The sequence below is a fragment of the Pelomonas nitida genome, assembly GCF_043555975.1.
In the GTDB taxonomy this organism is placed as follows: Bacteria; Pseudomonadota; Gammaproteobacteria; order Burkholderiales; family Burkholderiaceae_C; genus Pelomonas; species Pelomonas nitida.
This window is the reverse complement of the sequence record NZ_JBIGIA010000024.1, coordinates 13697-36534: the sequence shown is the minus strand read 5'-3', so window position 1 is coordinate 36534 and position 22838 is coordinate 13697. Positions and strand designations below refer to the sequence as shown.

At 70.7% G+C, this 22838-nt stretch carries 18 protein-coding genes; 13 read left to right on the top strand and 5 right to left on the bottom strand.

The annotated features are described in order from the left end of the window. The first annotated feature begins 2 nt into the window (after nucleotides 1–2). From ACG00X_RS22160 to ACG00X_RS22130, 7 genes are all read left to right on the top strand, one after another. Entirely contained in the window at nucleotides 3–2432 is a 2430-nt protein-coding gene (locus tag ACG00X_RS22160) for a TonB-dependent receptor (protein WP_394491652.1), read from the top strand. Between the two features lie 11 nt (nucleotides 2433–2443). Beyond that, nucleotides 2444–2584: a hypothetical protein gene (locus tag ACG00X_RS22155; RefSeq protein WP_394491650.1), complete on the top strand. Its 141-nt coding sequence runs from the start codon at nucleotides 2444–2446 to the stop codon at nucleotides 2582–2584. Nucleotides 2585–2587: 3 nt separating this feature from the next. Continuing rightward, the gene (locus tag ACG00X_RS22150) at nucleotides 2588–2998 is read left to right on the top strand and encodes a hypothetical protein (RefSeq protein WP_394491648.1); all 411 of its coding nucleotides are present in this window, start codon (nucleotides 2588–2590) and stop codon (nucleotides 2996–2998) included. A gap of 101 nt (nucleotides 2999–3099) precedes the next feature. Then, nucleotides 3100–5442 carry a TonB-dependent receptor gene (locus ACG00X_RS22145; protein ID WP_394491646.1) on the top strand — a complete coding sequence of 781 codons (2343 nt, stop codon included), beginning with the start codon at nucleotides 3100–3102 and terminating at the stop codon, nucleotides 5440–5442. A 10-nt stretch (nucleotides 5443–5452) separates the two neighbouring features. Next, complete coding sequence (locus ACG00X_RS22140; protein WP_394491644.1) at nucleotides 5453–6766, top strand: PepSY-associated TM helix domain-containing protein; 1314 nt, start codon at nucleotides 5453–5455, stop codon at nucleotides 6764–6766. 517 nt (nucleotides 6767–7283) lie between these two features. Further along, a complete protein-coding gene (locus tag ACG00X_RS22135; protein WP_394491642.1) occupies nucleotides 7284–9650 on the top strand; it encodes a c-type cytochrome in 2367 nt (788 codons plus the stop codon). A gap of 10 nt (nucleotides 9651–9660) precedes the next feature. After that, nucleotides 9661–10986 (top strand): hypothetical protein, encoded by a 1326-nt coding sequence (locus ACG00X_RS22130; RefSeq protein ID WP_394491640.1) that lies wholly within the window; start codon nucleotides 9661–9663, stop codon nucleotides 10984–10986. A gap of 283 nt (nucleotides 10987–11269) precedes the next feature. On the opposite strand, the gene ACG00X_RS22125 is transcribed toward ACG00X_RS22130, so the two are convergent. From ACG00X_RS22125 to ACG00X_RS22110, 4 genes are all read right to left on the bottom strand, one after another. Beyond that, a complete protein-coding gene (locus tag ACG00X_RS22125) occupies nucleotides 11270–11728 on the bottom strand; it encodes a nuclear transport factor 2 family protein (RefSeq protein WP_394491638.1) in 459 nt (152 codons plus the stop codon). A gap of 108 nt (nucleotides 11729–11836) precedes the next feature. Continuing rightward, complete coding sequence (locus ACG00X_RS22120) at nucleotides 11837–12379, bottom strand: hypothetical protein (protein WP_394491636.1); 543 nt, start codon at nucleotides 12377–12379, stop codon at nucleotides 11837–11839. An 8-nt stretch (nucleotides 12380–12387) separates the two neighbouring features. Next, entirely contained in the window at nucleotides 12388–13575 is a 1188-nt protein-coding gene (locus ACG00X_RS22115) for a PepSY-associated TM helix domain-containing protein (RefSeq protein ID WP_394491634.1), read from the bottom strand. 8 nt (nucleotides 13576–13583) lie between these two features. Then, on the bottom strand, nucleotides 13584–15725 hold the full coding sequence (locus tag ACG00X_RS22110; RefSeq protein ID WP_394491632.1) for a TonB-dependent receptor: 2142 nt from the start codon (nucleotides 15723–15725) through the stop codon (nucleotides 13584–13586). Nucleotides 15726–15987: 262 nt separating this feature from the next. Here ACG00X_RS22110 and ACG00X_RS22105 point away from each other — a divergent pair, with 262 nt between their 5' ends. Genes ACG00X_RS22105 through ACG00X_RS22080 form a run of 6 tightly spaced genes read left to right on the top strand, consistent with a single transcriptional unit; the run spans nucleotide 15988 to nucleotide 21465 of the window. Then, complete coding sequence (locus ACG00X_RS22105) at nucleotides 15988–16848, top strand: STAS domain-containing protein (RefSeq protein WP_394491630.1); 861 nt, start codon at nucleotides 15988–15990, stop codon at nucleotides 16846–16848. Nucleotides 16849–16853: 5 nt separating this feature from the next. Further along, nucleotides 16854–17237: an STAS domain-containing protein gene (locus tag ACG00X_RS22100; RefSeq protein WP_394491697.1), complete on the top strand. Its 384-nt coding sequence runs from the start codon at nucleotides 16854–16856 to the stop codon at nucleotides 17235–17237. Continuing rightward, nucleotides 17221–17625 (top strand): anti-sigma regulatory factor, encoded by a 405-nt coding sequence (locus ACG00X_RS22095; RefSeq protein ID WP_394491628.1) that lies wholly within the window; start codon nucleotides 17221–17223, stop codon nucleotides 17623–17625. The genes ACG00X_RS22100 and ACG00X_RS22095 overlap by 17 nt, the downstream gene beginning before the upstream one ends. A gap of 4 nt (nucleotides 17626–17629) precedes the next feature. Continuing rightward, nucleotides 17630–18619, top strand: a complete 990-nt coding sequence (locus ACG00X_RS22090) for an ATP-binding protein (protein WP_394491626.1) — start codon at nucleotides 17630–17632, stop codon at nucleotides 18617–18619. A 12-nt stretch (nucleotides 18620–18631) separates the two neighbouring features. Next, nucleotides 18632–19477 carry a sensor histidine kinase gene (locus tag ACG00X_RS22085; protein WP_394491624.1) on the top strand — a complete coding sequence of 282 codons (846 nt, stop codon included), beginning with the start codon at nucleotides 18632–18634 and terminating at the stop codon, nucleotides 19475–19477. Next, a complete protein-coding gene (locus tag ACG00X_RS22080) occupies nucleotides 19474–21465 on the top strand; it encodes a hybrid sensor histidine kinase/response regulator (RefSeq protein WP_394491622.1) in 1992 nt (663 codons plus the stop codon). Before ACG00X_RS22085 ends, ACG00X_RS22080 begins: the two co-directional genes overlap by 4 nt. 12 nt (nucleotides 21466–21477) lie before the next feature. Here ACG00X_RS22080 and ACG00X_RS22075 read toward each other — a convergent pair whose 3' ends face one another. After that, nucleotides 21478–22728: a class I SAM-dependent methyltransferase gene (locus tag ACG00X_RS22075; RefSeq protein ID WP_394491620.1), complete on the bottom strand. Its 1251-nt coding sequence runs from the start codon at nucleotides 22726–22728 to the stop codon at nucleotides 21478–21480. Nucleotides 22729–22838 lie beyond the last annotated feature (110 nt).

Here is a 22838-nt window from a genome sequence, read left to right as displayed (position 1 = left end):
TCATGAACAAGACTGCTCTTGCGCGCGCGGCTGCGGCCTGCGCCGCCGTGTCCGGCCTCGCGCTGACAACCGCCCCGGCCTGCGCGGCCGGCACCGATGCGTCGACGCCCGACGTCACCTCCTCGGCCACCGAGGTCACCGCGAGCGGTGGCGACGGCGCCACGCCCGCCCCGCGCACGAAGCTGGGCCTGGTGCGGGTGCAAGGCGGAGCGCCCAGTTCGCTGCCCACCAACATCCCCACCACGCGCGAGACCGTCACGCGCGAGGACATCGAGCGCCATGTCAACGCGACCGACTCGGAAGACGCGCTGAAATACCTGCCCAGCCTGCTGGTGCGCAAGCGCTACATCGGCGACTACAACCACGCCATCCTGTCCAGCCGCGCCTCGGGCACCGGCAACAGCGCGCGCTCGGCCGTCTACGCGGACGGCATCCTGCTGTCCAACTACCTGGGCAACGGCGTGGGCGGCCTGTCGTTCCCGCCACGCTGGGGGCTGGTGACGCCCGAGGAGATCGAGCGCGTGGACGTCATGTACGGCCCGTTCTCGGCCACCTACCCGGGCAACTCGGTGGGCGCCGTGGTGGACTACCAGACCCGCATGCCGACCAAGTTCGAGGCCCACGCCAAGGTGGGCTACGGCAGCCAGTCGTCGGAGTTGTACGGCCACACGAACACCTACCGCGCTTGGGCAGCCAGCGCATCGGTCGGCAGCCGCGAAGGGAGCTGGAGCTGGTGGATCAACGTCAACCGCACCGACAGCGTTGGCCAGCCACTGACCTTCGCCCAACGGCTGGTGTCTGCCGGCACCGCGGGCACGGCGGGCACCCCCGTCACGGGCGCCGTGGCCGGGCTGAACAGCGCCAACCAGCCCTGGCTGCTGATCGGCGCGGGCACGCAGTACGCCACGGTGCAGGACCACCTCAAACTCAAGCTGGCCTACGACATCAGCCCCACGCTGCGCGCCAGCTATGTGCTGGGCCTGTGGCGCAACGACGCCGACGGCAACGCCGTGAGCTGGCTGCGGGACGCGAACGGCCAGCCGGTCTACACGGGCACCAAGGCCGCCGATGGCAAGGAATACATCAACATCAACGGCCAGCAGTTTGCCGGCCCGACCGGCGCGGACTTCGCCGTCACCCGCGAGCAACTGCGCCACACGATGCACGGCCTGTCCGTGAAGAGCCGCACGGGCGGCGAGTGGGACTGGGAAGTCGCCGCCAGCCTCTACGACTACAGCCGCGACGACAAGCGCCAGAACGCCGCCAGCAACCCGCAGCCCGCCGCCCTGAGCGGCGGCGCCGGCACGCTGGCCGACGGCAGCGGCACCGGCTGGAACACGCTGGCCGCCAAGGGCATCTGGCGGCCGGCCGGCACCGATCACGTGGTGGACTTCGGCCTGCAGCAGGACAGCTACAAGCTCAGCTACCTGACCTCGGGCATCACCGGCAACTACCTCACCGATGGCCCGGGTGACCTGCTCAACAAGGTCACCGGCAAGACCCGGCTGCAGTCTGCCTACGCGCAGGACGCCTGGCTGCTGAGCCCCGACTGGAAGGCCGTGCTGGGCCTGCGGGCCGAGCACTGGCGGGCCTCGGACGGGCGCACCGACTTCTCGGCCACGTCCGGCCAGGCCTACGCCGCACGCAGCGAGAACTTCCTGTCGCCCAAGGCCGCGCTGTCGTGGCAGGCCGCGCCGGAGACGGTGCTGAAAGCCTCCGTGGGCCGGGCCGTGCGCATGCCCACCGTCAGCGAGCTGTACGGCGCCACGTCGACGACCAACTCGCAGTACATCAACGACCCCAACCTCAAGCCCGAGAAGTCCTGGACAGCCGAGCTGAGCGCCGAGCAAGGCTGGGGCGCGCTGCAGTCCCGCGTGACGCTGTTTGCCGAGACCACGCGCGACTCGCTGTACTCGCAGACCATCGTCGACGCCGTGCTGAACAAGAACGTCACCCGCGTGCAGAACATCGACAAGATAGCCACCACCGGCCTGGAAGCCACGCTGGCCGCGGCCGACTGGGGGCTCAAGGGGCTGGACCTGTCGGGCAGCCTCACCTACACCGACTCCAAGATCAAGGCCAACGCCGGCTTCGTCACAACGCCGGGCGACACCGTGGGCAAGTGGCAGCCCAACATCCCGCGCTGGCGCGCCACCGCGCTGGCCGCCTACCGCTTCAGCGAGCGGTGGAGCGCCAGCCTCGCCACGCGCTACAGCGGCCGCCAGTACCGCACGCTGAACAACGCCGACGTGAACGGCGACGCCTACATGGGCGTCGGCAAGTTCCTGACGGCCGACCTGCGCGTGCGCTGGAAGATCGATCGCCAGTGGACGGCGGCGTTCGGCGTCGACAACCTGAACAACGACCGCTACTGGAACTTCCACAACTACCCGCAGCGCAGCTACTCGGCCGAGCTGAAGTTCGATCTGTGAGGACGCCTCCCATGAAAGCCTTCATCGCCACCACCCTGGCTCTCGCGGCCGTCGCGGCCCAGGCCCATGTCACGCTCGACCAGCCCGAGGCCACCGCCGGCAGCAGCCACCGCGCCACCTTCAAGGTCGGCCACGGCTGCGACGCCCACTGATCGATGACGCCGGCCGGCCTGCCCTGCCGCCACCTCGCCCGCACGGCTCGCGCCGCGTGGGTGGCGGCGCTGCTGCTGGCCGTGTTGCTGCGCGCAGCCGTGCCATGGCTGGCTGCGGCGGCGGCACAGGCGCGCGGCGTGACTGTGGCCGACATCTGCTCGGCCTACGGTGTGCGCACGCTGCCGGCCGACGAGCCGCCACCCGGCACCGGCCCGCACACCGCCCACCACCTCGGCTGCGTGCTCGCGCCGCTGCTGGGCGCCGCCCCGCTGCCCGCGCTGCCGCCCACGCTGGCCGCCGCCGGGCCCGGGGCCTCGCACGTGGCCCCCACCGCCCAGCCCGCCGCGTCACCGCACGACGCCGCGCGGCGCTGGCTCACGTTGCGCCTGCACGCGCCCCCGGCGCGGGCCTGACCCGCCCGCCCTGCGCCGCGCCATCGCGCCCGGCGCGCCCTCTTTTCTGGCGGCCGCCGCCCTGCGTGGGCGGCGGCCTGCCGCGTGCATCCCTGCCCGACGTGAACCCTCTATTCCCCCTCGCGCCTCTGGCGCCTCTCGCGCTCGCCTGCCTCGCCTGCATCACCACCGCCGCCCGCGCCCAGGGCGTGGCCACCGATGCGCAGCTCGCCCCCGTCCTCGTGCTCGGCACCGCCATCAAGAGCGGCCTGCCCGCCACCGTGCCCGGCACCACGGCCAGCAAGACGGCCGAGCAACTGCGTGAGCAAAACCTCTTCAACCCCGAGGACGCGCTGAACTACGCCCCCGGCACCACGGTGCGCAAGCGCTACCTCGGCGACCGCAACGCGCTGCTGGCCGGCCGCAGCTTCGGCACGCTGCAGCCCTCGCGCGCGCTGGTCTACCTGGACGGCTATCTGATCAGCAACTTCCTCGGCCGCTTCGACGCGCCGCGCTGGAACATGATCTCGCCCGAGGCCATCGCCCGGGTGGACCTGCTCTACGGCCCGTTCTCGGCGCTGTTCCCCGGCAACTCCATCGGCACCACGGTGGCCGTGAGCCAGCGCGTGCCGCAGGGCTTCGAGCTGTCGGGCCGCGCCACGGCCAGCAGCCAGAACTTCAAGCCATACGGCCAGGCCGAGCGCTTCAACAGCGGCCAAGCCTCGCTGCACGTGGCCACGCGCTTTGACAGCGGCCTGTGGCTGAGCGCCGACCTGAACCACCAGGACGCCACCGGCCAGCCCATGCAATACCAGACGGTGACGGCCAGCGCGGCCGGCGCCTTCCCCGCCACCACGGGCACGGCCACACGCGTCACCGGCATCGTCTACGACACCGACGCCAAAGGCCTGAAGCGCGCCGTGTTCGGCGCCAACGGCGGTGCCATCGACCACACCGTGCAGGACACACTCAACTTGCGCGGCGGCGCGATGCTGACGCCCCGGCTGGAAGCCAGCGCCATGGCCTCGTGGTGGCATAACGACACCCAGACGCGCAACGACAGCTGGCTGCGCGACGCCGCCGGCAACACGGTCTGGTCCGGCACGGTGACCGACGGCACGAACACCTTCACCATCCCGGCCAGCGGCTTTGCGCCGGCCACGCGGCTGGAGACGCACCAGCAACTCGGCGCCACGCTCAAGACCAAGCGCGGCCCGGGCTGGAACGGCTCGCTGGTGGTGTCGGACTACCGGCTGCTGAAGGACGCCGCCCGCCAGGCCAACAACCCCGACCCGGTGGCCGCCAACGGCGGCGCCGGCAGCCTGACGCTGCGCGACGGCACCGGCTGGAACACCGCCGAGGTGCAGGCCAGCTACACGCCCCGCGACGACGACTGGGGCAACGGCCGCCACACGCTGGCGCTGGGCCTGCACCGCAACGGCTACCGGCTGGAGAACGCCGTCAACACGGCGGCGGACTGGCGCCACGACACCGGCACGCCAAGCCAGTTCTACGGCGGCAAGACCGCGCTCACCGCGCTGTACGCCCAGGACGCCTGGCGCATGAGCGAGGACTGGCTGCTGACGCTGGGCTGGCGCGAGGAGCGCTTCACGACCGACGACGGCCGCCAGCTCGGCGGCGGCGTGACCGTCAACTACGACCGCCGCACGCTGACCGGCAGCTCGCCCAAGGCAGCCCTCGCCTGGGCCGCCACGGATCGGCTCACGCTGAAGGCCAGCCTGGGCCGGGGTGTGCGCTTTCCCAACGTGGAGGAGCTCTACAACGGCACCGTCACGTCCGGCAGCGTCACGCTGTCCGACCCGACGCTGAGGGCCGAGACCGCCGACGCCATCGAGCTCAGCGCCGAGCAGGAATGGGACCGCCAGCGCCTGCGCGTGTCGCTCTACGCCGACGACGTGCACGACGCCATCCTGCGCCAGACCACCACCGACGCCGCGGTCTGCAAGACCACGGCCACCGGCGCCGGCAACTACACCTGCGTGCAGAACGTGGACCGCGTGAAGACGAGCGGCGTCGAGCTGGCCTGGCAGGCGCAGGACCTGGGTGTCAAAGGTCTGGCGCTGGAGGCTAGCGCGGCCTACACCTTCAGGAGCGAAGTCACCGCCAACCGCCGCGACCCGGCGATGGTGGGCAAGTGGTGGCTGCGCGTGCCGCGCACCCGCGCCACGCTGCAGGCCAGCTACCGGCCGGACCGGCAATGGCTGTTTGCCGCTGGCTTTCGGCATCAGGGCCGGGCCTACAACGACACCTACAACCTCGACGTGAACCCCAACGTCTACGGCGGTGTCTCCAAGCTCAACCAGCTCGACGTGCGCGGCGCCCACAAGTTCACGCCGCAGCTGGAGCTGGCGCTGGGCGTCAACAACCTGACCGACCAGCACGCCTACCAGAGCCACCCCTACCCCGGCCGCACGCTGTTCGCCGAACTGCACTTCAACCGCTGAAGGAGAGCCCATGAGCGCCCAACCCTCACCTTCGTCCGCGCTGAACCGGCTGTGCTGGCGCCTGCACTTCTGGGCCGGGCTGGTGGCCAGCCCCATCATCCTGTTCGCCGCGCTGACCGGCCTGCTCTACGTCTTCACGCCGCAGATCGAGGCCTGGCGGCATGCCGACGTGGACCGTGTCAGCGTGGGGGCTGAGCGCCTGCCGCTGGACGCGCAGGTGGCCGCCGCCATGGCCGCAGCCCCCGAGGCGGCGCTGCGCTTCGTCGTGCCCGCGCATGCGGCTGACGACAGCACGCAGGTCTGGCTGCGTGCGCCGCACGCCCACCACGGTGCGGCGGAGCACGACCACGGCTTGCCGTCCGGCAGCATCGTCTACGTGAACCCCTACACCGGCCAGGTGCTGGGCCAGTTGCAGGAGATGGCCCGCTTCAAGACCTGGGCCAAGAAGCTGCACTCCACCGCGCTGCAGGGCGCCGGCTGGCGCTGGCTCGTGGAGCTGGGCGCGAGCTGGATGCTGGTGCTGTTCGCGACCGGGCTGGTCATGTGGTGGCCGCGCTCGCAGGCCCAAGGCGGGCCGGGCTGGCGCGCGCTGCTGCCGCGCTGGGGCCGTGGCCGCACCACCTGGCGCGACCTGCACGCCGTCGTCGCCATCGCGCTGGGGCTGGTGCTGGCCGTCGTGCTGGTCACCGGCCTGACCTGGGCGGAATACAGCGGCGAGCGCTTCCGAACCCTGCAAGCCACGCTGGGTCAGGACGCGCCCCGGCCGCCGAAATCGCTGCGCTCGTCGCCCGGCGACGGCCCGCTGCTGAGCTGGCAGGCCGTGCTGGAACGCAGCCGCGCGCAGGCGCCCGACATCGCGATGCAGATCACGCCACCGGCCGACGCCGGCGGCGTGTGGCGCATCGAGAACTTCGACCGCACCCAGCCCAAGGGCCGCTTCAACCTCGCGCTGGACGCACGCAGCGGCGCCGTGCTGTTCAACAGCGGCTGGGAGCGCCTGCCCGCGCTGGCGCGCGCCACCGCCGTGGGCATCCCGTTTCACCGTGGCGAGTTCGGTGTCTGGAACCAGGGGGTGCTGGCGCTGGCCGCGCTGACCACCGTCTTCTCCGTCGTTTCCGGCGTCGTCATGTGGTGGCAGCGCCGCCCGCGCGGCAAGCTCGGCGCGCCCGCGTTGCAGGCCCGGCAGCTGCGGCAGGTGCCACGGTGGCTGTGGCCGCTGATGGCGGCGCTGGCCTGGGCCCTGCCGGTGTTTGGCTGGAGCCTGCTCGCGATGCTGGCGCTGGAAACCGCTGCATGGTCCGTACGCCACCGTCAAGCGGCATGACCGTGGGGGACTGACGCGCGCTGAACCGGAAAAAGCGGGGCCGACCCCGGCTGATCGCGGCTTTATTCACGGCCGACAGGCTGGATGATTCATCCCGTCACCAGTGCACGGCCCCCGGCAACGTTGCGGCCCCTGGCGAGGCGGAGCTCGAGCCCGCCCGCGACCTCGAAAGCACAAACGTTCCGGCCCGCCCGCGTCACCCCGGTGTCGCCCGCGTCGCCTGCCTGCGCTGTGATCAACACCGCAGCCCTACGCACCGCCAGCGGTGTGTCCCGGGCGGTGTGAGGCGCCTTTGCGCCCCGATGGCTCTGCCGTCGGGGCGCTTTTGTTCTGGGCGGCCGGCGCCGTAACGACTGCTTGCGTAAGCCGATGTCACAGACCGCGCTCGGGCCCCGGGCCGTTCCTACACTGCAGCGCCCCAACAAGGGGCGGCTCCGTGACCGGAGTTCACCCGGCTTCACGGAGGGCTTATCTGGCAGGGAATGGGATGAAGCGACAACCAGCTCAACGATGGATGTTGGCGATCCTGTTGACCGCCCTGGCGGGCTGCGGCGGTGGCCAGGCGGCCGACGGCAGCGCCACGCCGTCGGCGCCCGCTTCCTCGGCGCCGGCACCTTCACCGTCGCCAGCGCCCTCACCGGCACCTGCGCCATCGCCCGCCCCGACGGCCGACCAGCTCGCGCTGGGCCTGAAGCAGTACGCCGCCCAGTGCGCGGACTGCCACGACAGCGCCAGCATCAGCGGCCTCGACGGGCAAGGCTTGACGCCCATCAAGCTGGCGAACTTCGACTCGGCGGCGGCGCTGTCCAGCTACATCGAGCGCACCATGCCCAAGGGCAATCCGGCGGCGTGCGACAAGACCTGCGCCGACGCGATCACGGCCTTCATCCGCAACAGCTACCGCGATGCCGACGGTGGCGACGGCAGCAGCACCACACCCGCAGGCAGCTTCACGCCGCTGCCGGTGACCAGCGAGCTGCGCAAGATCAAGAACGTGCTGACGGGGCTGGCGCCCACGGATGCCGAACTGGCGGCCGGCGCCAGCAAGGCATCGCTGCAGAAGCTGGTGGCCCAGTGGATGGCAACGCCGCAGTTCGAGGAGAAGATGCTGCGCTTCTTCGCCAACAGCTTCCAGCAGAACGCCTTCTCGCTGGCGGATTTCCAGTTCCAGCTGCGCAACAACCCGGGCGCGTTCAACCTGCCTTACGGTCTGCACGGCGACACCGCCTTCCCGCAGCTGGTGCGCAATCTCAACGAGAGCTTCGCCCGCACGGCCCTGAACTTCGTGCAGACGAATGCATCGATGTTGGACTTGCTCAGCACCGACCGTTTCATGATGACGACGGCGCTCAAGAGCCTCTACATGCAGATCGAGGCGAACTACGACACCGCGTCGGACGCCAAGGTGATGAAGTGGCGCTTCAACTACGGCCGCCGACCGGCGCTGGCCGACAGCCTGGATCCCAGCTCGCCCGACTACCTGGTGTTCGGCCACGAGGCGCCGGCCCTCACCACCGGCTCGCGCACCTTCACTGACACCTGCAGCGGCAATGCGCAGCTGACCGCGCAGTTCCCGGGCAACGTCTACCTGTTCCAGCTGCTGCTGGGCAGCGTGAACCGCGACACCGGCACCGGCCCCGGGCTGACCGGCACGGGCTGCTGGGAGCGCGCCACCAAGCCTTACTTCACCGCCAGCGACTTGAGCGACTGGCAGATGGTGCGCATCGTCAAGGGCACGCGCATCGAGCCCTGGGACCTGATCAAGCTCAGAGCCTCCGGCGGGACGCTGCCGTCGGCCGCGCCGCGCATCAGCTTCTTCAGCACCCCGGCCTTCATGGCGACCTGGAACACGAACGACAGCAACGCCCACCGCGTGACGGTCAACCAGGCCTTGCTGGCAGCGCTGGGCCAGGGCTTCACGAATGCGTCGCAGAGCATCCCGCTCCCGCCCGACACGGCGGCCGTGGGCGGCGCCCACGCCGTGAACAGCAGCGAGTGCTATGCCTGCCACAAGAGCCTGGACCCGATGCGCCAGTTCTTCCAGAACTGGTACCACGAGACCGACAAGCCCAAGGGCGGCACCGGCACCGGCGCGCAGCCGAGCTTCGGCTTTGGCAACGTGACGGGCAACGGCCAGAGCCTGGCCGACTTCGGCGGCTACCTGAAGCAGATCGAGGACGCGCTGGTGGCCGCCACCCCGGTGAATCGTTTCGCGCTGGAGATGACGCAGAAGCTCTGCTACTTCGCCAACTCGGCGCGCTGCGACGAGACCGACCCCGAGATGCGCCGCGTGGCCCTGGCCTTCCAGAACAGCGGCTACCGCTTCAAGAGCCTGGTGCTCGAGCTGTTCTCGTCGCCGCTGATCTCCGCCAGCGCCACGACCAAGACCTTCACCACAGTGGGCGTGACGATCAGCATCTCGCGCCGCGACCAGCTCTGCCAGGCGCTGTCCAACCGCCTGGCCGTGCCGGACATCTGCCAGCTCGCGCTGCCGGCGCCGGCCAAGCAGTCGCGCGTGGCCACGCTGGCGGGGGCGCTGCCCTACGACACCTTCAGCCGCGGCGTGGCGGAGCCGGTGGTGCCCGCCGACCCCAATGTGTTCTATCGCGGCGCCAGCGAGATGCTGTGCGAGTCCATCGCGGCGCAGGTGGTCGACGGCAGCACGGCCGTGTTTGCCAGCTCGAACGTGAATGCGGCCATCACGGACATGGCGATCAAGGTCATGGGCCTGCCGGCCACCGATCCCAAGCACGCATCGGCGGTGAGCATCCTGCAATCACACAACGCTGCGGCGGTGAAGAAGGGCGCCACCGCGACCAACGCGCTGCGCTCGACGTTCACGGCGGCCTGTCTGTCGCCGTCATCGCTCGGCATTGGCATCTGAGGCCCACACCATGGACATGCATCGACGCCGCGCGCTGTTGACCGGCCTCTTCGGCACCGGCCACGTGGGGCTGCGGGCCCTGGCCAGCGGCCTGCCCGCCTGGTTGCTGGCCAACCCGACGGCCGCCAACGCACAGGCCATGAGCTGCCTGCTGTCCAACAAGGGACGCGCACAGTTCCTCGTCGTCAGCGCCTCCAGCGCCGGCTGCCCCTTGAACTGCAACGTACCCGGCACCTACGACGACCCCGCCGTCATCCACCCCAGCCAGGCCGAGTTCGCCGCGACCGACATCGCCCTTGGCGCCAAGGTGGTGAAAGGTGCGCAAGTCTGGGCGGGCCTGAGCGCGGGCGTGCGGTCGCGCACGAACTTCTTCCACCATGTCACCTCCTCCACGGTGCATGGCGATCACCCCAAGGTGATGCGCGTCATGGGCAACACCGCCAGCAACGAGATGCTGCCCTCGATCTACGCCAAGCATCTCGCCGCCTGCCTGGGCACGGTGCAGAGCGAGCCCATCGCCGTAGGCGTGAGCGGCAACAGCCTGGAGCAGGTGTCCTTCGCCGGGCGCACGCTGTCGGGCATCAGCCCGCTGCAGCTCAAGGAGCTGCTGACCGGCGACAAGGCCAACCCGCTGGTGCAGTTGCGCAGCGTGCGGGACAGCACCCTCGACGAACTCAATGCGCTGTTCAAGCAGGGCGGCACCCGTCAGCAGGTCGCGTTCCTCGATGCGCTGGCCGCGAGCCAGGGCCAGGTGCGCAAGCTGGCGGACGACCTCGCGTCCACGCTGTCGGCGATCAAGGACAACGGCGTCCAGGGCCAGGCCCTGGCCGCCGCGGCGCTGGTCGCTGCCAAGGTGTCACCCGCCATCACGCTGCGAATTCCCTTCGGCGGGGACAACCATGACGACGCAGACCTCTACAGCGAGTGGTTCCAGGGCACCGACCATGGCAGCAGCAAGACCGGGGTGCCGGGCATCCAGGCGGTGATGGACGCGCTGGCGGCACTCAAGGTGCAGGACGCCGCCACCTTCGCCACGATGAACGTCTTCGGCCGGACGCTGAGCGGTTCGGCCAAGGTCACCGCGCGCAAGGGCCGCGACCACCACGGCAACCACGCGGTCATGGTCATGATCGGCAAGAACGTCACCCCCGGCGTCACCGGCGGCGTCGCGCTGATTGCCAATGGCGTCTACGGCGCCGCGCCCATCGGCGGCGTGGGCCGCGCCGACACCCACATCGCCGCCGCCAAGACCCTGGGCACCGTGCTGGGCATCGACGCCAGCCTGCTGGACAAGGACTTCAACGACAACGGCCGCGTCAAGGCCGTGACCCTCTGAGCCTAGCCCGGATATTCCGCGAGGCCGGCCCGCGCCGACCTGCAACACCGATGAACACGGCGATCCCGCCGTTCAAGGTGATATCCACGTTGGCTTCACGGGCCTACGCGGGCTTGCGCGGCGCCAGGCTTGTGGGCTGCACCTCAACTCCTCGCCAATGCCTACGGGCATTGGCTGCGGCCGTCTCGGCGCATCCCACGGCGCCTGGCATCCACGCAATTCCCGCGTACCTCGCGAGATATCCGGGCTAGATCCGGCAGTCGGGCGTGCCACCCGCCCCGGCTCAGGCCGCCTTCTCCAGCTCGAGGTTGCCGTCGATGAACTTGAGCTTGAACTGCAGCCGGTCGACCCGCCACTTGCCGGCAGCGTAGGCCAGCGACAGCTCGTAAGTGCCGACGAACACGCGCGTCTTCAGGCCCGGCGCCTGCGCCCGGTGGTGAAAGGCCACGCCATGGCAACGCACGCGCGCCCGGTCGGCCGAAGCCTCGGTGCGCAGATTGCCGATCTGGTGGTGCACATGGTCCAGCGGCTCGAAGCCGGTGGACCAGGCCTGAACCACCTGCGCCGGGCTAATGCTCACCGGCTCGCCGCCGCCCATGGACGTCATGTCGAGAACGAAGGGGTCGGTGAAACAGTCTTCCAGCGTTCGCCAGTCGCGTTCGTCGGTGGCGACGAACATGCGCACGACGGCATCCTCGACAACCTGCCTCAACGCGAGATCGAGTGGTGTGGGTAGCGGCATCGGACCTCCCAGTCAGTGACGACGGCGCCGGACGAAGCCGAGTGGGCCACGCGGGCTGCATACCCCGGCGCACGTGGCCAGGATAAATCAATCCGCTCCGGAACGGTGTTAGGGAGACGGCGTCGCCTGCGCCGGGTGCGGCGACGCGCAAGCCGAGGCGCCTGGCGCGGCAGGCGCCGCCTCGGCGGGCCGGCACTGCAACCCCGGGTTGCTGGCGCGGTAGTCGTCTTCCAGGCGCTGCAGGGCCACGCCCTCCGCCTCGCTCAGCGGCCGGTAGCCGCGCCCGTACGGCCAGGCGTAGCCCCAGCGGAACGGCGTGCGCAACTCGGGGCCGCCACCGGCGCGCACGCCGACGAACATCGCCTCAGCGAGCGCGTGGCTGCCGCTGCGGCGCGCCACGCAGGCGCGCAGCGCCTGGTCCGCCGCCAGCCGCTGCTCGGCCGTGCCGCCGCGCCAGTACGCCAGGTCGTGGGCCAGGCAGCAGTCGCACCAGTCGGCGTGGCCGGCCGGCGCGCGATCGGGAAACAGGCTGCAGCCGTCCGTCGTGAACGGCGCCGGCGGCGCACTCAGCGTGGCGCAGGACGCCAGCAGCCAGGGCGCCAGCAACACCAGGCAGCGCACGCGGCGGGCCAACACACGCACGGCGTTCATCAACCTGCTCAAGCGCGCGCCGTGCCGCGCACGCCGGCAGCAGCACTGCGCACCGCGCGCGTGCGGCGCCACCACAGCCAGGCGCCCGTGCCGAACAGCAGCGCGGGCACCAGGCCGAAGACGCTCCACACGACACGCGCCACGAGGCCAAACACCTCCGCGCTGTGCAACGGGAACAGCCAGTTGATCACCACGTTGCCGGCCGGCGCGTTGAGCGGGTCGTAGCGCTGGATCAGCGCTCCGGCGGGGCTGAGCCGAACGCGTGTGTTGCCGGTGTCGACGCGCGGCTCGCCGGGCTGCAGCAGCCGGACCTCGACGACGCCCGTGCTGCGCGGCAGCGTGAGCCGGCTCCAGCGCGCGTGCGGGAACTGGCGCTGGGCCAGCGCCACCCATTCGTCCGGCGCGAGGGCCGGCCCCGGCGCGGCCTCGGCGCTAGCGCCGGCACGCGGCGCCTTGGCCGGTTTTTCGAATGGCAGCACGGCCGCCACCCACGTGCGCGCCGAATCGCTGAACACCATGGCCGCGCCGGTCACGGTCAGCAGCACCAGCAGTGGCGCAAGCCAGAAGCCCACGGCGCGGTGCACGTCATACCAGCGCCGCACCGCCGCCGCCTGCCACTTGATGCCCAGCACCCGCACCCACGACGACCAACGCAGCGCCTGCCGCGGCCAGGCCAGCACCAGGCCGCTCACCCCGAGCCCCAGCAGCACCAGCCCGCCCGAGCCCACGACGAGCGCGCCGGTCTCGCCGCTCCACAGATAGCGATGCAACTCATAGACGGTGGGCACGAGGTGGCGCGCGTCCCAGGCGACCCGGCCGCGCTCGCGCATGCCCAGGTACCGGCCGCAGGCGGCGTCGACGAAATGCTCACGGCGCAGCCCGTCGGCATCGCGCCGCTCCCAGACCTGGTAGGCGGCCCCCGGCAGGTGCGGCGCCACGACGATGGCCGCCTGGCGCCCCGGCGCATGGCCTTGCAGCAGTGCCAGCACCCGGGCCACGGTGGCCGGTTCCGCACCGTGCTCGCCATCGGCCGGCGCGCTGCAGGCCGGCAGCGGCGCGAACCAATCCGGGTTCAAGGCCGCGTCGAGTTCCGACTGCCACACCAGCAGGCTGCCACTCAGGCCCATCACGGCCAGCAGCAGCCCGGCCGACAGCGAAATCCAGCGATGCAGCCAGGTGAGCACGCGACGCGTCATCGTCGGCCTCAGAAGCTGCGGCGCCAACTCAGCGTCACGGTGCGGCCACGGCCGGCGTAATAGTCGTCGGCCGTGCCCGAGTAGTTGGCCTGCGCGTAATAGGTCAGGTAGCTGCGGTTGAACAGGTTCTCCAGGCCCGCGCCCAGCCGGCCCCAGGGCGAGTCCCAGCTGACGGCCAGGTCGGCCACCGTGTAGCCCTTGAAGTGCTCGTCCAGCGCGGTCTTGCCGGAGAACTTGCCTTCGTTGGCATCACGCGAGAAGTAGACCGACTGCGTCCACTGCACCGACCAGGCCGGCGCCGGCACCCAGCGCGCGCCGAGCACGAGCTTGTCCGGCCCCTGCGAGCGCGCGCCCAGGTCCAGGTCGAGGTTGCCACCGGCCGCGCTGGCCGTGCGGCCGCGCGTCAGCGCATAGCTGCCGTTGAAATGCCAGTCGGCGCTCGGGCGCCATTCGCCGCTGATCTCGAAGCCGCGCACCGTGATCGGCACACGCTGCACCGAGCCGATGCCGTTGCTCACCACCAGTTGGCTGCCCAGGTCGGAGTGCGAGCGGTAGACGGAGGCCGAGACGCTGCCCTTGGCGCCGCGCCAGGCGATGCCGAGTTCACGGTTGTCGATCAGGATGGGCTGCAGGTCCACCAGCGTGTTCACCGAACGGCCCGGTGTGTTGACCGCGCGCAGGATGAGCCCCACGTCGGGCGAGCCAAAGCCCTCGCTGTAGGCCACGAAGCTGGACCAGCCGCTGCTGCCGAAGCGCCACACGCCGCCCAGGCTCTTCACGAGCTTGCTGGCCGTGCGCTCGCCGCCCTGCACCGATTGGTTGCCGTAATAGGCCAGCGTGCGGAAGTCGTCGACCTGCAGGCGGCTGCGCTCGTCGCGCAGGCCGCCGCGCAGGGTGAACGGGCCGCGCTCGTATTCCAGCTGCGCGAACGGGGCGAGGCTGCGGTAGGTCATGGGCGGCACCCAGACGCGCCCGGTCTGCGTGAGCCGCTGCTGCGACTCGTCGTTCAGGTAGTCGGCGCCGAGCGTCAGCTCCAGGCCCGGCGTGCCCAGGTCGGGCCTCACCCAGCTGGCGCGCAGGCCCCATTTGTCGGCCTTGATCTCGCTCTGGTCCACCAGCGTGCCCACCGGCGCGAGGCTGGCGTCCTGGAAGGTGGCGATGACACCGCCGCTGTAGTTGGCCGTGAAGTCCTGCTTGTAGAGCTGCACCGACGCAGCGCCTTGGGCCAGATCCGCATGCGTCCACTCCAGGCTGGCGGAGCGCACCTCGTTGCGCGGTGCGTCGTAGGGCAGCGTGCCAGGGGCCGACGTCGTCGGCTGGCCCGTGGCGCGGTTGCCCGGCACATCGACGCGATCGTCGAAGCCATCGGCCTGGAAGCGGTTGACCATCAGCTGCACGCGCTGCGCGCCGAAGTCCTTGCCGATCTTGAGGAAGCCGTCGGCCGCCTGGTGCAACGACTCCGTCGCCAGCGGCCGGCCGGCCCCGTCGACGCCGATGTCCTGGTTGCGCACGCCCACATAGGCCAGCACGTCGAAGTCGCTCTTGTGCTCGACCATGTAGCCCGTCTTCCAGCTGTCGCTGTCGCCGTGGAGCTGGCTGCCGTAGCGCATCTCCACCGTCTGGCGCGTGCCCGGCTGTGTCGGGCGGCGCGTCAGCGTGTTGATGATGCCGCCCGTAGCGCCCAGCCCCTGCGCCGCCGACGCGCCCGAGACGACCTCGATGCGCGACACGATCATCGGGTCGGCAAAGTAGCCCTCGCGGCCGCCCAGCCGCAGCGGGTTGGTCTGCGGAATGCCGTCCAGCAGCAGCAGCGCATTGCGGCCGCGCAGGCCCTCGCCGAAGTTGCTGAGCTTCTGGCGCGCGGGGGCATAACCGGGGATCTGCACGGCCAGCAGCGCGCTCGGGTCCTCGCTGACCAGCCCCTGCACCTCGATCTCGGCGGCGCTGATGACGCTGACCGCGCCGGGGATCTTTTCCAGCGCCTTGGCGCCTCGCGTGGCGGTCACCACCACCTGCTCCAGGGACTGGCGCCCGTCGGCGGGCACTTCGGTGGGCAGCGGCGCGGCGGGAGCCGCAGGTTCCGCACGGACGGCGGCGCCGCCGAACAGGCAAACGCTGGCCCAGGCCAGCGCATGAAGACGCGAATGCATGAAAGGTCTGACAAAGATGGGGGAATTCGCCCATCGCCAACGCGCGGCGGGACGGCAACGAGGGCAAGACCGTCAGGGCTTGCGTCTCTGGGATCTCGCCATTTTATTTGCAAATGAGAATCACTCTCGTTTTGTGATTCGACGCAGCGCGTCAGGCACCCCGTTTGCCCCGGGTCGCTCGAGTGACGGCAGGTAGCATTGCCGCCCCGGACACCCCACTGACAAGCTATGTGGTCGGCATCAGCCACCACGGAGGAATTGCATGAACAGGCATATCGCAGCGCTTGCCGCGCTGCTGAGCGAATCCCGCGAGCAAATCCTGAAGGAATGGCTGACCGAACTGCAGGCCGGCAACAGCGCCCGCGCGCTGGGTTCCGACGCCAAGGACGCTGGCGACCTGCTGAACGCGCTGCCTGCCTGCCTCGCCGGCGGCGGTGACGCCGAGAACTTTCTCGATGGCCGCTGGGCTGCCGTGCATGCCGTGCTGGAAGGTCTGTCGCGCACCCGCGCCGCCCAGGGCTCGACGGCGGCGGAAACCAGCCGCTTCGTGCAGGCCCTGAAGAAGTCGCTGTTCAGCGGCCTGCAGGAGCGCCTGCGCGACGACCCGACGACGATGGTGGATGCCGTCTGGGAGGTCTCCAAGCTCATCGACAAGATGGCGCTGCTGACGATCACGACCTACCAGCGCACGCGTGAGGAGATCATCGTGCGCCAGCAGCAGGAGCTGCTGGAGCTGTCGACGCCGGTGGTCAAGCTGTGGGAGGGCGTGCTGGCCGTGCCGATGATCGGCACGCTGGACAGCGCGCGCACGCAGCTGGTCATGGAGACGCTGCTGCAGCGCATCGTCGACACCGGCTCGGAAATCGCCATCATCGACATCACCGGCGTGCCCACCGTGGACACGCTGGTCGCGCAGCATCTGCTGAAGACCGTCACCGCCATCCGCCTCATGGGCGCGGACTGCATCATCAGCGGCATCCGCCCGCAGATCGCGCAGACCATCGTGCACCTGGGCATCGACCTGCAAGGCATCACCACCAAGGCCTCGCTGGCCGACGCGCTGTCGCTGGCGATGAAGCGCGCCGGCTTCACGGTCGCGCGGGCCGCGAAGACGGCGGCCTGACCATGATGCAGCGCATCCCGATTCTCCAGATGGGCGCATGCCTGCTGGTGACGATCCAGGTCGACCTGCAGGACCAGGTCGCGCTCGCGCTGCAGGACGACCTCGCCGCCAAGATCGAGACCACCGGCGCGCGTGGCGTGCTGATCGACATCTCCGCGCTGGAGATCGTCGACTCCTTCATCGGCCGCATGCTCGCGGGCATCTCGGGCATCGCACGCGTGCTCGACGCGACCACCGTCGTCGTCGGCATGCAGCCGGCCGTGGCCATCACGCTGGTGGAGCTCGGCCTGACCCTGGACGGTGTGCGCACCGCCCTCAACGTCGAGCGCGGCATGCACCTGCTGCGCGCCGCCCACGCAGAGATCGCCCCTCATGACGACGCCGACTGAGGGGCTGCTGCCCATCCTGCTGGAGCAGGACATCGTGCTGGCCCGCCAGCAGGTGCGCAAGCTCACGCAGGAGCTGAAGTTCTCGCTCGTCGACCAGACCAAGATGATCACGGCCGCCAGCGAACTGGCCCGCAACACGCTGATCTACGGCGGCGGCGGCGCCATGGAGTGGCAGATCGTCAGCGCCGGTGTGCGCACGGGCCTGCGCCTCGCCTTCGTCGACCAGGGCCCCGGCATCCCGGACATGGACCTGGCGCTCAAGGACGGCTGGACCTCGGGCAAGGGCATGGGCATGGGCCTGTCGGGCAGCAAGCGGCTGGTCAACGAATTCGACATCGTGTCCGCGGTCGGCCAGGGCACGCGCGTGACCGTGACGCGCTGGAAGTGACCGCGTGCAAGCTCACCAACGTCTGAGCATCGTGGAAACCAGCCAGGTCGGTGAAGCACGCCGCACCGCGCAGGCGCTCGGCCGCGAGCTGGGTTTCGACGAGGTGGCCTGCGGCCGCCTGGGCCTGGCGGCGACCGAGCTGGGCACCAACCTCGTTCGCCACGCGCGGGACGGCAGCCTGCTGCTGCGCGCCTGCGCGCCCGACGCCGTCGAGCTCGTCGCATGGGACCACGGCCCCGGCATGGACCTGGCACGCTGCCTGCGCGACGGCTACTCCACCGCCGGCACCGCCGGCGAGGGCCTCGGCGCCGTGCAACGCGCGTCGGACCGCTTCTCGGCCTATTCGCTGCCGGGCCGCGGCTCGGTCATCGCGCTGCGCGTGCAACGCGCGCCAACCGTGTCGCCCTCGCCCTTCGAGGTCGGCATGGTCGGCCTGCCCGCGCCCGGCGAGCAGGTCAGCGGTGACGGCTGGTGCTGGCATGAGGCCGGCGGGCGCGTCAGCCTGCTCGTCGCCGATGGCCTGGGCCACGGCCCCGACGCCGCCGTGGCGGCCGAAACCGCCGTGACGGGCCTCGCCGGCCTGCGCGGCGACAGCCCTGCCGCCACACTGACGACACTGCACGACGCGCTGCGCCCCACTCGCGGCGCCGCCGCCGCGCTGGCCAGCTTCAGCGCCACCGACACGGGCCTGCGCTACGCGGGCGCGGGCAACATCTGCGGCCGGCTGATCTCCGGCGTGTCGGACCGCAGCCTGATGTCCCAGCACGGCACGCTGGGCGTGCAGATCCGGCGGCTGCAGGACATGGCCTACGACTGGCCGGCCCATGGCATCCTCGTCATGCATTCCGACGGCATCGCCACGCGCTGGACGCTGGACGACGCCCCCGGCCTGCTGCAATGCGACCCGACCGTCATCGCCGCGTGGATCCTGCGCGAGCATTGCCGTGGGCGCGACGACGCCACGGTGGTGGTGGTCAAGCGGCGCGAACACTGAGGATGAATCGACATGAGTAGCGTCGAACAGGAACTGGCCACCGCGCGCGCGCAGCTGGCCAGCCTGCAAGAGGAACTGGACGAGACCAACCGGGGCGTGCTGGCGCTGTACGCCGAGCTCGACACGCAGGCGCAGCAACTGCGCCAGGCCACCGAGCTGAAGAGCCGCTTCCTGGCCTACATGAGCCACGAGTTCCGCACGCCCATCTCGTCCATCCGCAGCCTCACGCGGCTGCTGCTGGACCGCGTGGACGGCCCGCTGACGCCCGAGCAGGAAAAGCAGATCAACTTCATCCGCACGACGTCCGAAGAGTTCGCGGAGATGGTCAACGACCTGCTGGACCTGGCCAAGGTCGAGGCCGGCCGCATCGACATCTCGCCCGAGTGGTTCGAACTCGTCGACCTCTTCGCGGCGCTGCGCGGCATGTTCAAGCCCGTGCTCGTCAACCCCGACGTGCAGCTGATCTTCGAAGACCCGCAGGGCACGCCGCAGTTGTTCACCGACGACGCCAAGCTCTCGCAGATCCTGCGCAACTTCATCTCCAACGCGCTCAAGTTCACGACGCGTGGCGAGGTGCGCGTGACGGCCGTGCGCAACGGCGATGAGTCGATCACCTTCTCCGTCAGCGACACCGGCATCGGCATCGCGCCGGAGTTCCACGACGCCATCTTCCAGGACTTCGTGCAGGTCAACTCCCCCATCCAGAAGCGCCTGCGCGGCACCGGGCTGGGCCTGTCGCTCAGCCGCCGGCTGGCCGAGCTGTTAGGCGGCAGCGTGGCGCTGACCAGCGAGGTCGGCGTGGGCTCGACCTTCTCGGTCACGCTGCCGCTGCGGCTTGAAGCGGAGCCGGCGCCGTGAGCGTGCTCAACGTACTGGATGGCGGGCAGCGGTCCATCGAGCGCGCCAAGCACCTGCTGCTGGTCGTCAACGACGACCCGGTGGGCCGCTACACCACCGTGCGCCAGCTCAGCGCGGCGGGCTTCCCGACGCTGGAGGCCGCCTCGGGCGCCGAAGCGCTGGCCCGCGCCGACGAGTCGGTGAGCGCCATCGTGCTCGACATCCACCTGCCCGACATCGACGGCTTCGAGGTCTGCCGCCGGCTGCGCGCGCGCAACGACACGCGCCGCGTGCCCATCGTCCACGTCACGGCGGCCTACCTGACCGACGAAGACAAGGTGCGCGGCCTGGATGCCGGCGCCGACGCCTACCTGACCCATCCGGTGGAGCCCGCCGTGCTGGTGTCCACCATCCAGGCGCTGGTGCGAACGCGCGCGGCCGAGGACGGCATGCGGCGCAGCGAGGCCCGGTTCCGCGCCATCTACGCCCGTGCACCGGTGGGCGTGTGCCTGCTGGACAGCGCCAGCGGCCGCATCCTGGACGCCAACCCCGCCATGCTGCGCCTGCTGCAGCGCGCCGAGGCCGAGGTACTGGGCCAGGCCCTGGCGGACTGGGCCGCGCCGCACGATCGCGCCGACGTGCAGGCCTTCGTCGCGTCGCTGGCCGCCGGCGAGGCCACGGCCGAGCTGCCGATGCAGGGCGCTGCGGGCGAGGAGATCATGCTGCAGTGGTCCACCGTGCCAGACATCGAGCCCGGTATCTGCCTGGCCATGGCCGCGGATGTGCGCCCCCGCATCGAGCTGGCCCGCCAACGCCAGGCGCTGCTGGACCGCGAGCGCGACGCACGCGGCGCGGCCGAGCGCGTGAGCCGGCCGAAGGACGACCTCATCGCCGTGCTGTCGCACGAGCTGCGGACGCCGCTGAACGCCATCATGGGCTGGGCCAACGTGCTGCAGCGCCAGCCCTCCGAGGAACTCATCGCCCGCGCGGCCTCTGCCATCGACCGCAACGTCACGCTGCAGGCGCGCATGATTTCCGACATCCTCGACATGTCGCGGCTGAACCTCGGCAAGCTGCCGCTGCACGTCGAGGCGGTCGAACTGCGCGACATCATCGACGCGACCGTGCAGGCCATGCACGGCACCTTCAGCGACCGCCAGCAGCGCCTGACGCTCGACGTCGAGCCCGACCGCCTGCCGCTGCAGGCCGACGGCGCGCGCATCCAGCAGGTGTTGTGGAACCTGCTCGGCAACGCCGCCAAGTTCTCGCCCCCGGGCAGCGAAATCACGCTGCGCGCCCGCCCGCACGCCGAGGGCGTGACGCTGCAGATCCAGGACCAGGGCCAGGGCATCGCGCCGGAGTTCATCCACGAGGTGTTCGACCGCTTCGCCCAAGGTGACATCGCCAGCAACCGCCGCCACGGCGGCCTGGGCCTGGGCCTGGCGATCGTGAAGAACCTCGTCGAAGCCCATGGCGGCCGCGTAAGCGTGGCGAGCGAAGGGCTGGCGCGCGGTGCCACCTTCGAGGTCTGGCTGCCCACCGAGGCCCCGCCGACCGACGCCGATTCCGCGCCGCCCCTGGCCGGCGACGCGCAGGCCGATGCGGGTGGCGAGCGCATCGAGGGCGTGCGCATCCTCGTCGTCGAAGACGACGCGGACGCCGCCGCCATGCTGCGCCTCGTGCTGCAGGAGCGCGGGGGCCGGGTCGTGCTGGCCCGCAGCTACGACGAGGCCGTGCAGGCGTTCGCCGCCGGCCGGTTCGACATCGTCATCAGCGACATCGGCATGCCCGACCGCGACGGCTACGAACTCATCCGCGAGTTGCGCCAGCGCGAATCACGGCGGGGCGACGCCCGGCCGGTGCCCGCCATCGCACTGACCGCCTTCGGCCGCGCCGAGGACCGCCAGCAGGCCCTGGCCGCCGGCTTCGACGACCACCAGAACAAGCCGCTGCGGCCGCACCTGCTGCTGCGCGCCATCCAGCAGCTGCTGCGTCGCGGCGAACGCTGACGCCGCCGGCGCTCAGGCGGCGAGCAGCTGCTCCAGCCGCTGCTCGCGCAGGCCGTAGAAGCGCTTGATCTCGGCGATCTGCGCCAGCAGTTCCGGCCGGCGCGCCGCCAGCGCCTCGGCCGCCTGCCCCTGGGCCTTCACGGCCAGGATCATCTTGTTCTTGCTGGTGTGCTCCAGCGCGATGAACTCGAACACCTGCGTGCGATAGCCCTGGCTCTCCAGCAGCAATGCGCGCAGCGAGTCGGTCACCATCTCGGCCTCCTGGCCCAGGTGGATGCCATGCTGCAACATGGGCCGCAGCACCGCCGGCAGCGTCATCTGCGGGCGCAGCTCCTTGTGGCAGCAGGGCGAGCTCATGATGATGCGGGCGCCCGACTGCAACCCGACGTGCAGCGCATGGTCGGTCGCGATGTCGCAGGCGTGCAGCGCGATCATGACGTCCAGCGGCTGCACGGCCTGCGTGCGCACGTCGCCCTGGTCGAAGCGGATGCCACGGAGCTGCTCGCCGTCGATGACGGCGTTGCACAGCTTGACCATGTCGTCGCGCAGCTCGATGCCAGTCACGCGCGGCGAGTGGCCGTGGGCCTGCAGCCAGTCATGCACGGCAAAGGTCAGATAGCCCTTGCCCGAGCCGAAGTCGGCCACGCGCACCGCGCCTTGGAGCTGCGCCTCGTCGACCGCGGCCGACAGGATCTCGACGAAGCGGTTGATCTGCTTCCACTTGCGCGCCATGGCCGGCACCAGCGCCGGCTCGCCCTTGACCCGATGCGTCAGCCCCAGCGCCGACCAGACCGGGTGCGCCATCTCCAGCGGCCGGTGCTTGGCCTTGTCGTGGGCGGCAGGCGGCGCCGATGCGTCCGCGCCATCGACGCGCGTCACGCGCAGCGTCTCGCGGCCCTTGCGGCTGACGGCGAACTGCACCTCCTCCGTCGCCGTGTGCAGGTGAGCATTGCGAAAGCGTGCGCCCAGCAGCGTGGCGATCTCGGCCAGGCCCGCCTCGGGCGCGTGGTTCTTCGTGATGTCCTTGGTGCGGTGCTTCCACAGGAAGCTCAGCGCCGGCTCACCACGCAGTTCGATGGCACGCACGGTCAGCCGCTCGACGTCGGCGTCATCGCCGTCACCCGCCACCGGGCCGGACAGCAACAGCTTGCCGAACTGTCCGCCGGCCAGCGCCAAGCGGACGAGGTGCAGGAAACGCTCGGCGGCAGCGGCCGTGGCGGCGGGTGGTGGGGTGATCAGCGAGGTGAAAAGCGGCACGGACATGGACCGGATTGTCGAACAAGGCTTTCCAGCCCCCTTAAACCTTGACAACGCTGACGAACCGCCCCGATCCCCCCCGAATGGGTTAGCGCACTCGCGGCGTGACGCCGGGG

Coding starts and splice junctions, on each gene's coding strand:
- ACG00X_RS22105 (WP_394491630.1), top strand. CDS start 15,988: ATGAACAGGCATATCGCAGCGCTTGCCGCGCTGCTGAGCGAATCCCGC.
- ACG00X_RS22150 (WP_394491648.1), top strand. CDS start 2,588: ATGACGCCGGCCGGCCTGCCCTGCCGCCACCTCGCCCGCACGGCTCGC.
- ACG00X_RS22130 (WP_394491640.1), top strand. CDS start 9,661: ATGGACATGCATCGACGCCGCGCGCTGTTGACCGGCCTCTTCGGCACC.
- ACG00X_RS22085 (WP_394491624.1), top strand. CDS start 18,632: ATGAGTAGCGTCGAACAGGAACTGGCCACCGCGCGCGCGCAGCTGGCC.
- ACG00X_RS22120 (WP_394491636.1), bottom strand. CDS start 12,379: ATGAACGCCGTGCGTGTGTTGGCCCGCCGCGTGCGCTGCCTGGTGTTG.
- ACG00X_RS22095 (WP_394491628.1), top strand. CDS start 17,221: ATGACGACGCCGACTGAGGGGCTGCTGCCCATCCTGCTGGAGCAGGAC.
- ACG00X_RS22075 (WP_394491620.1), bottom strand. CDS start 22,728: ATGTCCGTGCCGCTTTTCACCTCGCTGATCACCCCACCACCCGCCGCC.
- ACG00X_RS22140 (WP_394491644.1), top strand. CDS start 5,453: ATGAGCGCCCAACCCTCACCTTCGTCCGCGCTGAACCGGCTGTGCTGG.
- ACG00X_RS22115 (WP_394491634.1), bottom strand. CDS start 13,575: ATGACGCGTCGCGTGCTCACCTGGCTGCATCGCTGGATTTCGCTGTCG.
- ACG00X_RS22160 (WP_394491652.1), top strand. CDS start 3: ATGAACAAGACTGCTCTTGCGCGCGCGGCTGCGGCCTGCGCCGCCGTG.
- ACG00X_RS22125 (WP_394491638.1), bottom strand. CDS start 11,728: ATGCCGCTACCCACACCACTCGATCTCGCGTTGAGGCAGGTTGTCGAG.
- ACG00X_RS22100 (WP_394491697.1), top strand. CDS start 16,854: ATGCAGCGCATCCCGATTCTCCAGATGGGCGCATGCCTGCTGGTGACG.
- ACG00X_RS22155 (WP_394491650.1), top strand. CDS start 2,444: ATGAAAGCCTTCATCGCCACCACCCTGGCTCTCGCGGCCGTCGCGGCC.
- ACG00X_RS22110 (WP_394491632.1), bottom strand. CDS start 15,725: ATGCATTCGCGTCTTCATGCGCTGGCCTGGGCCAGCGTTTGCCTGTTC.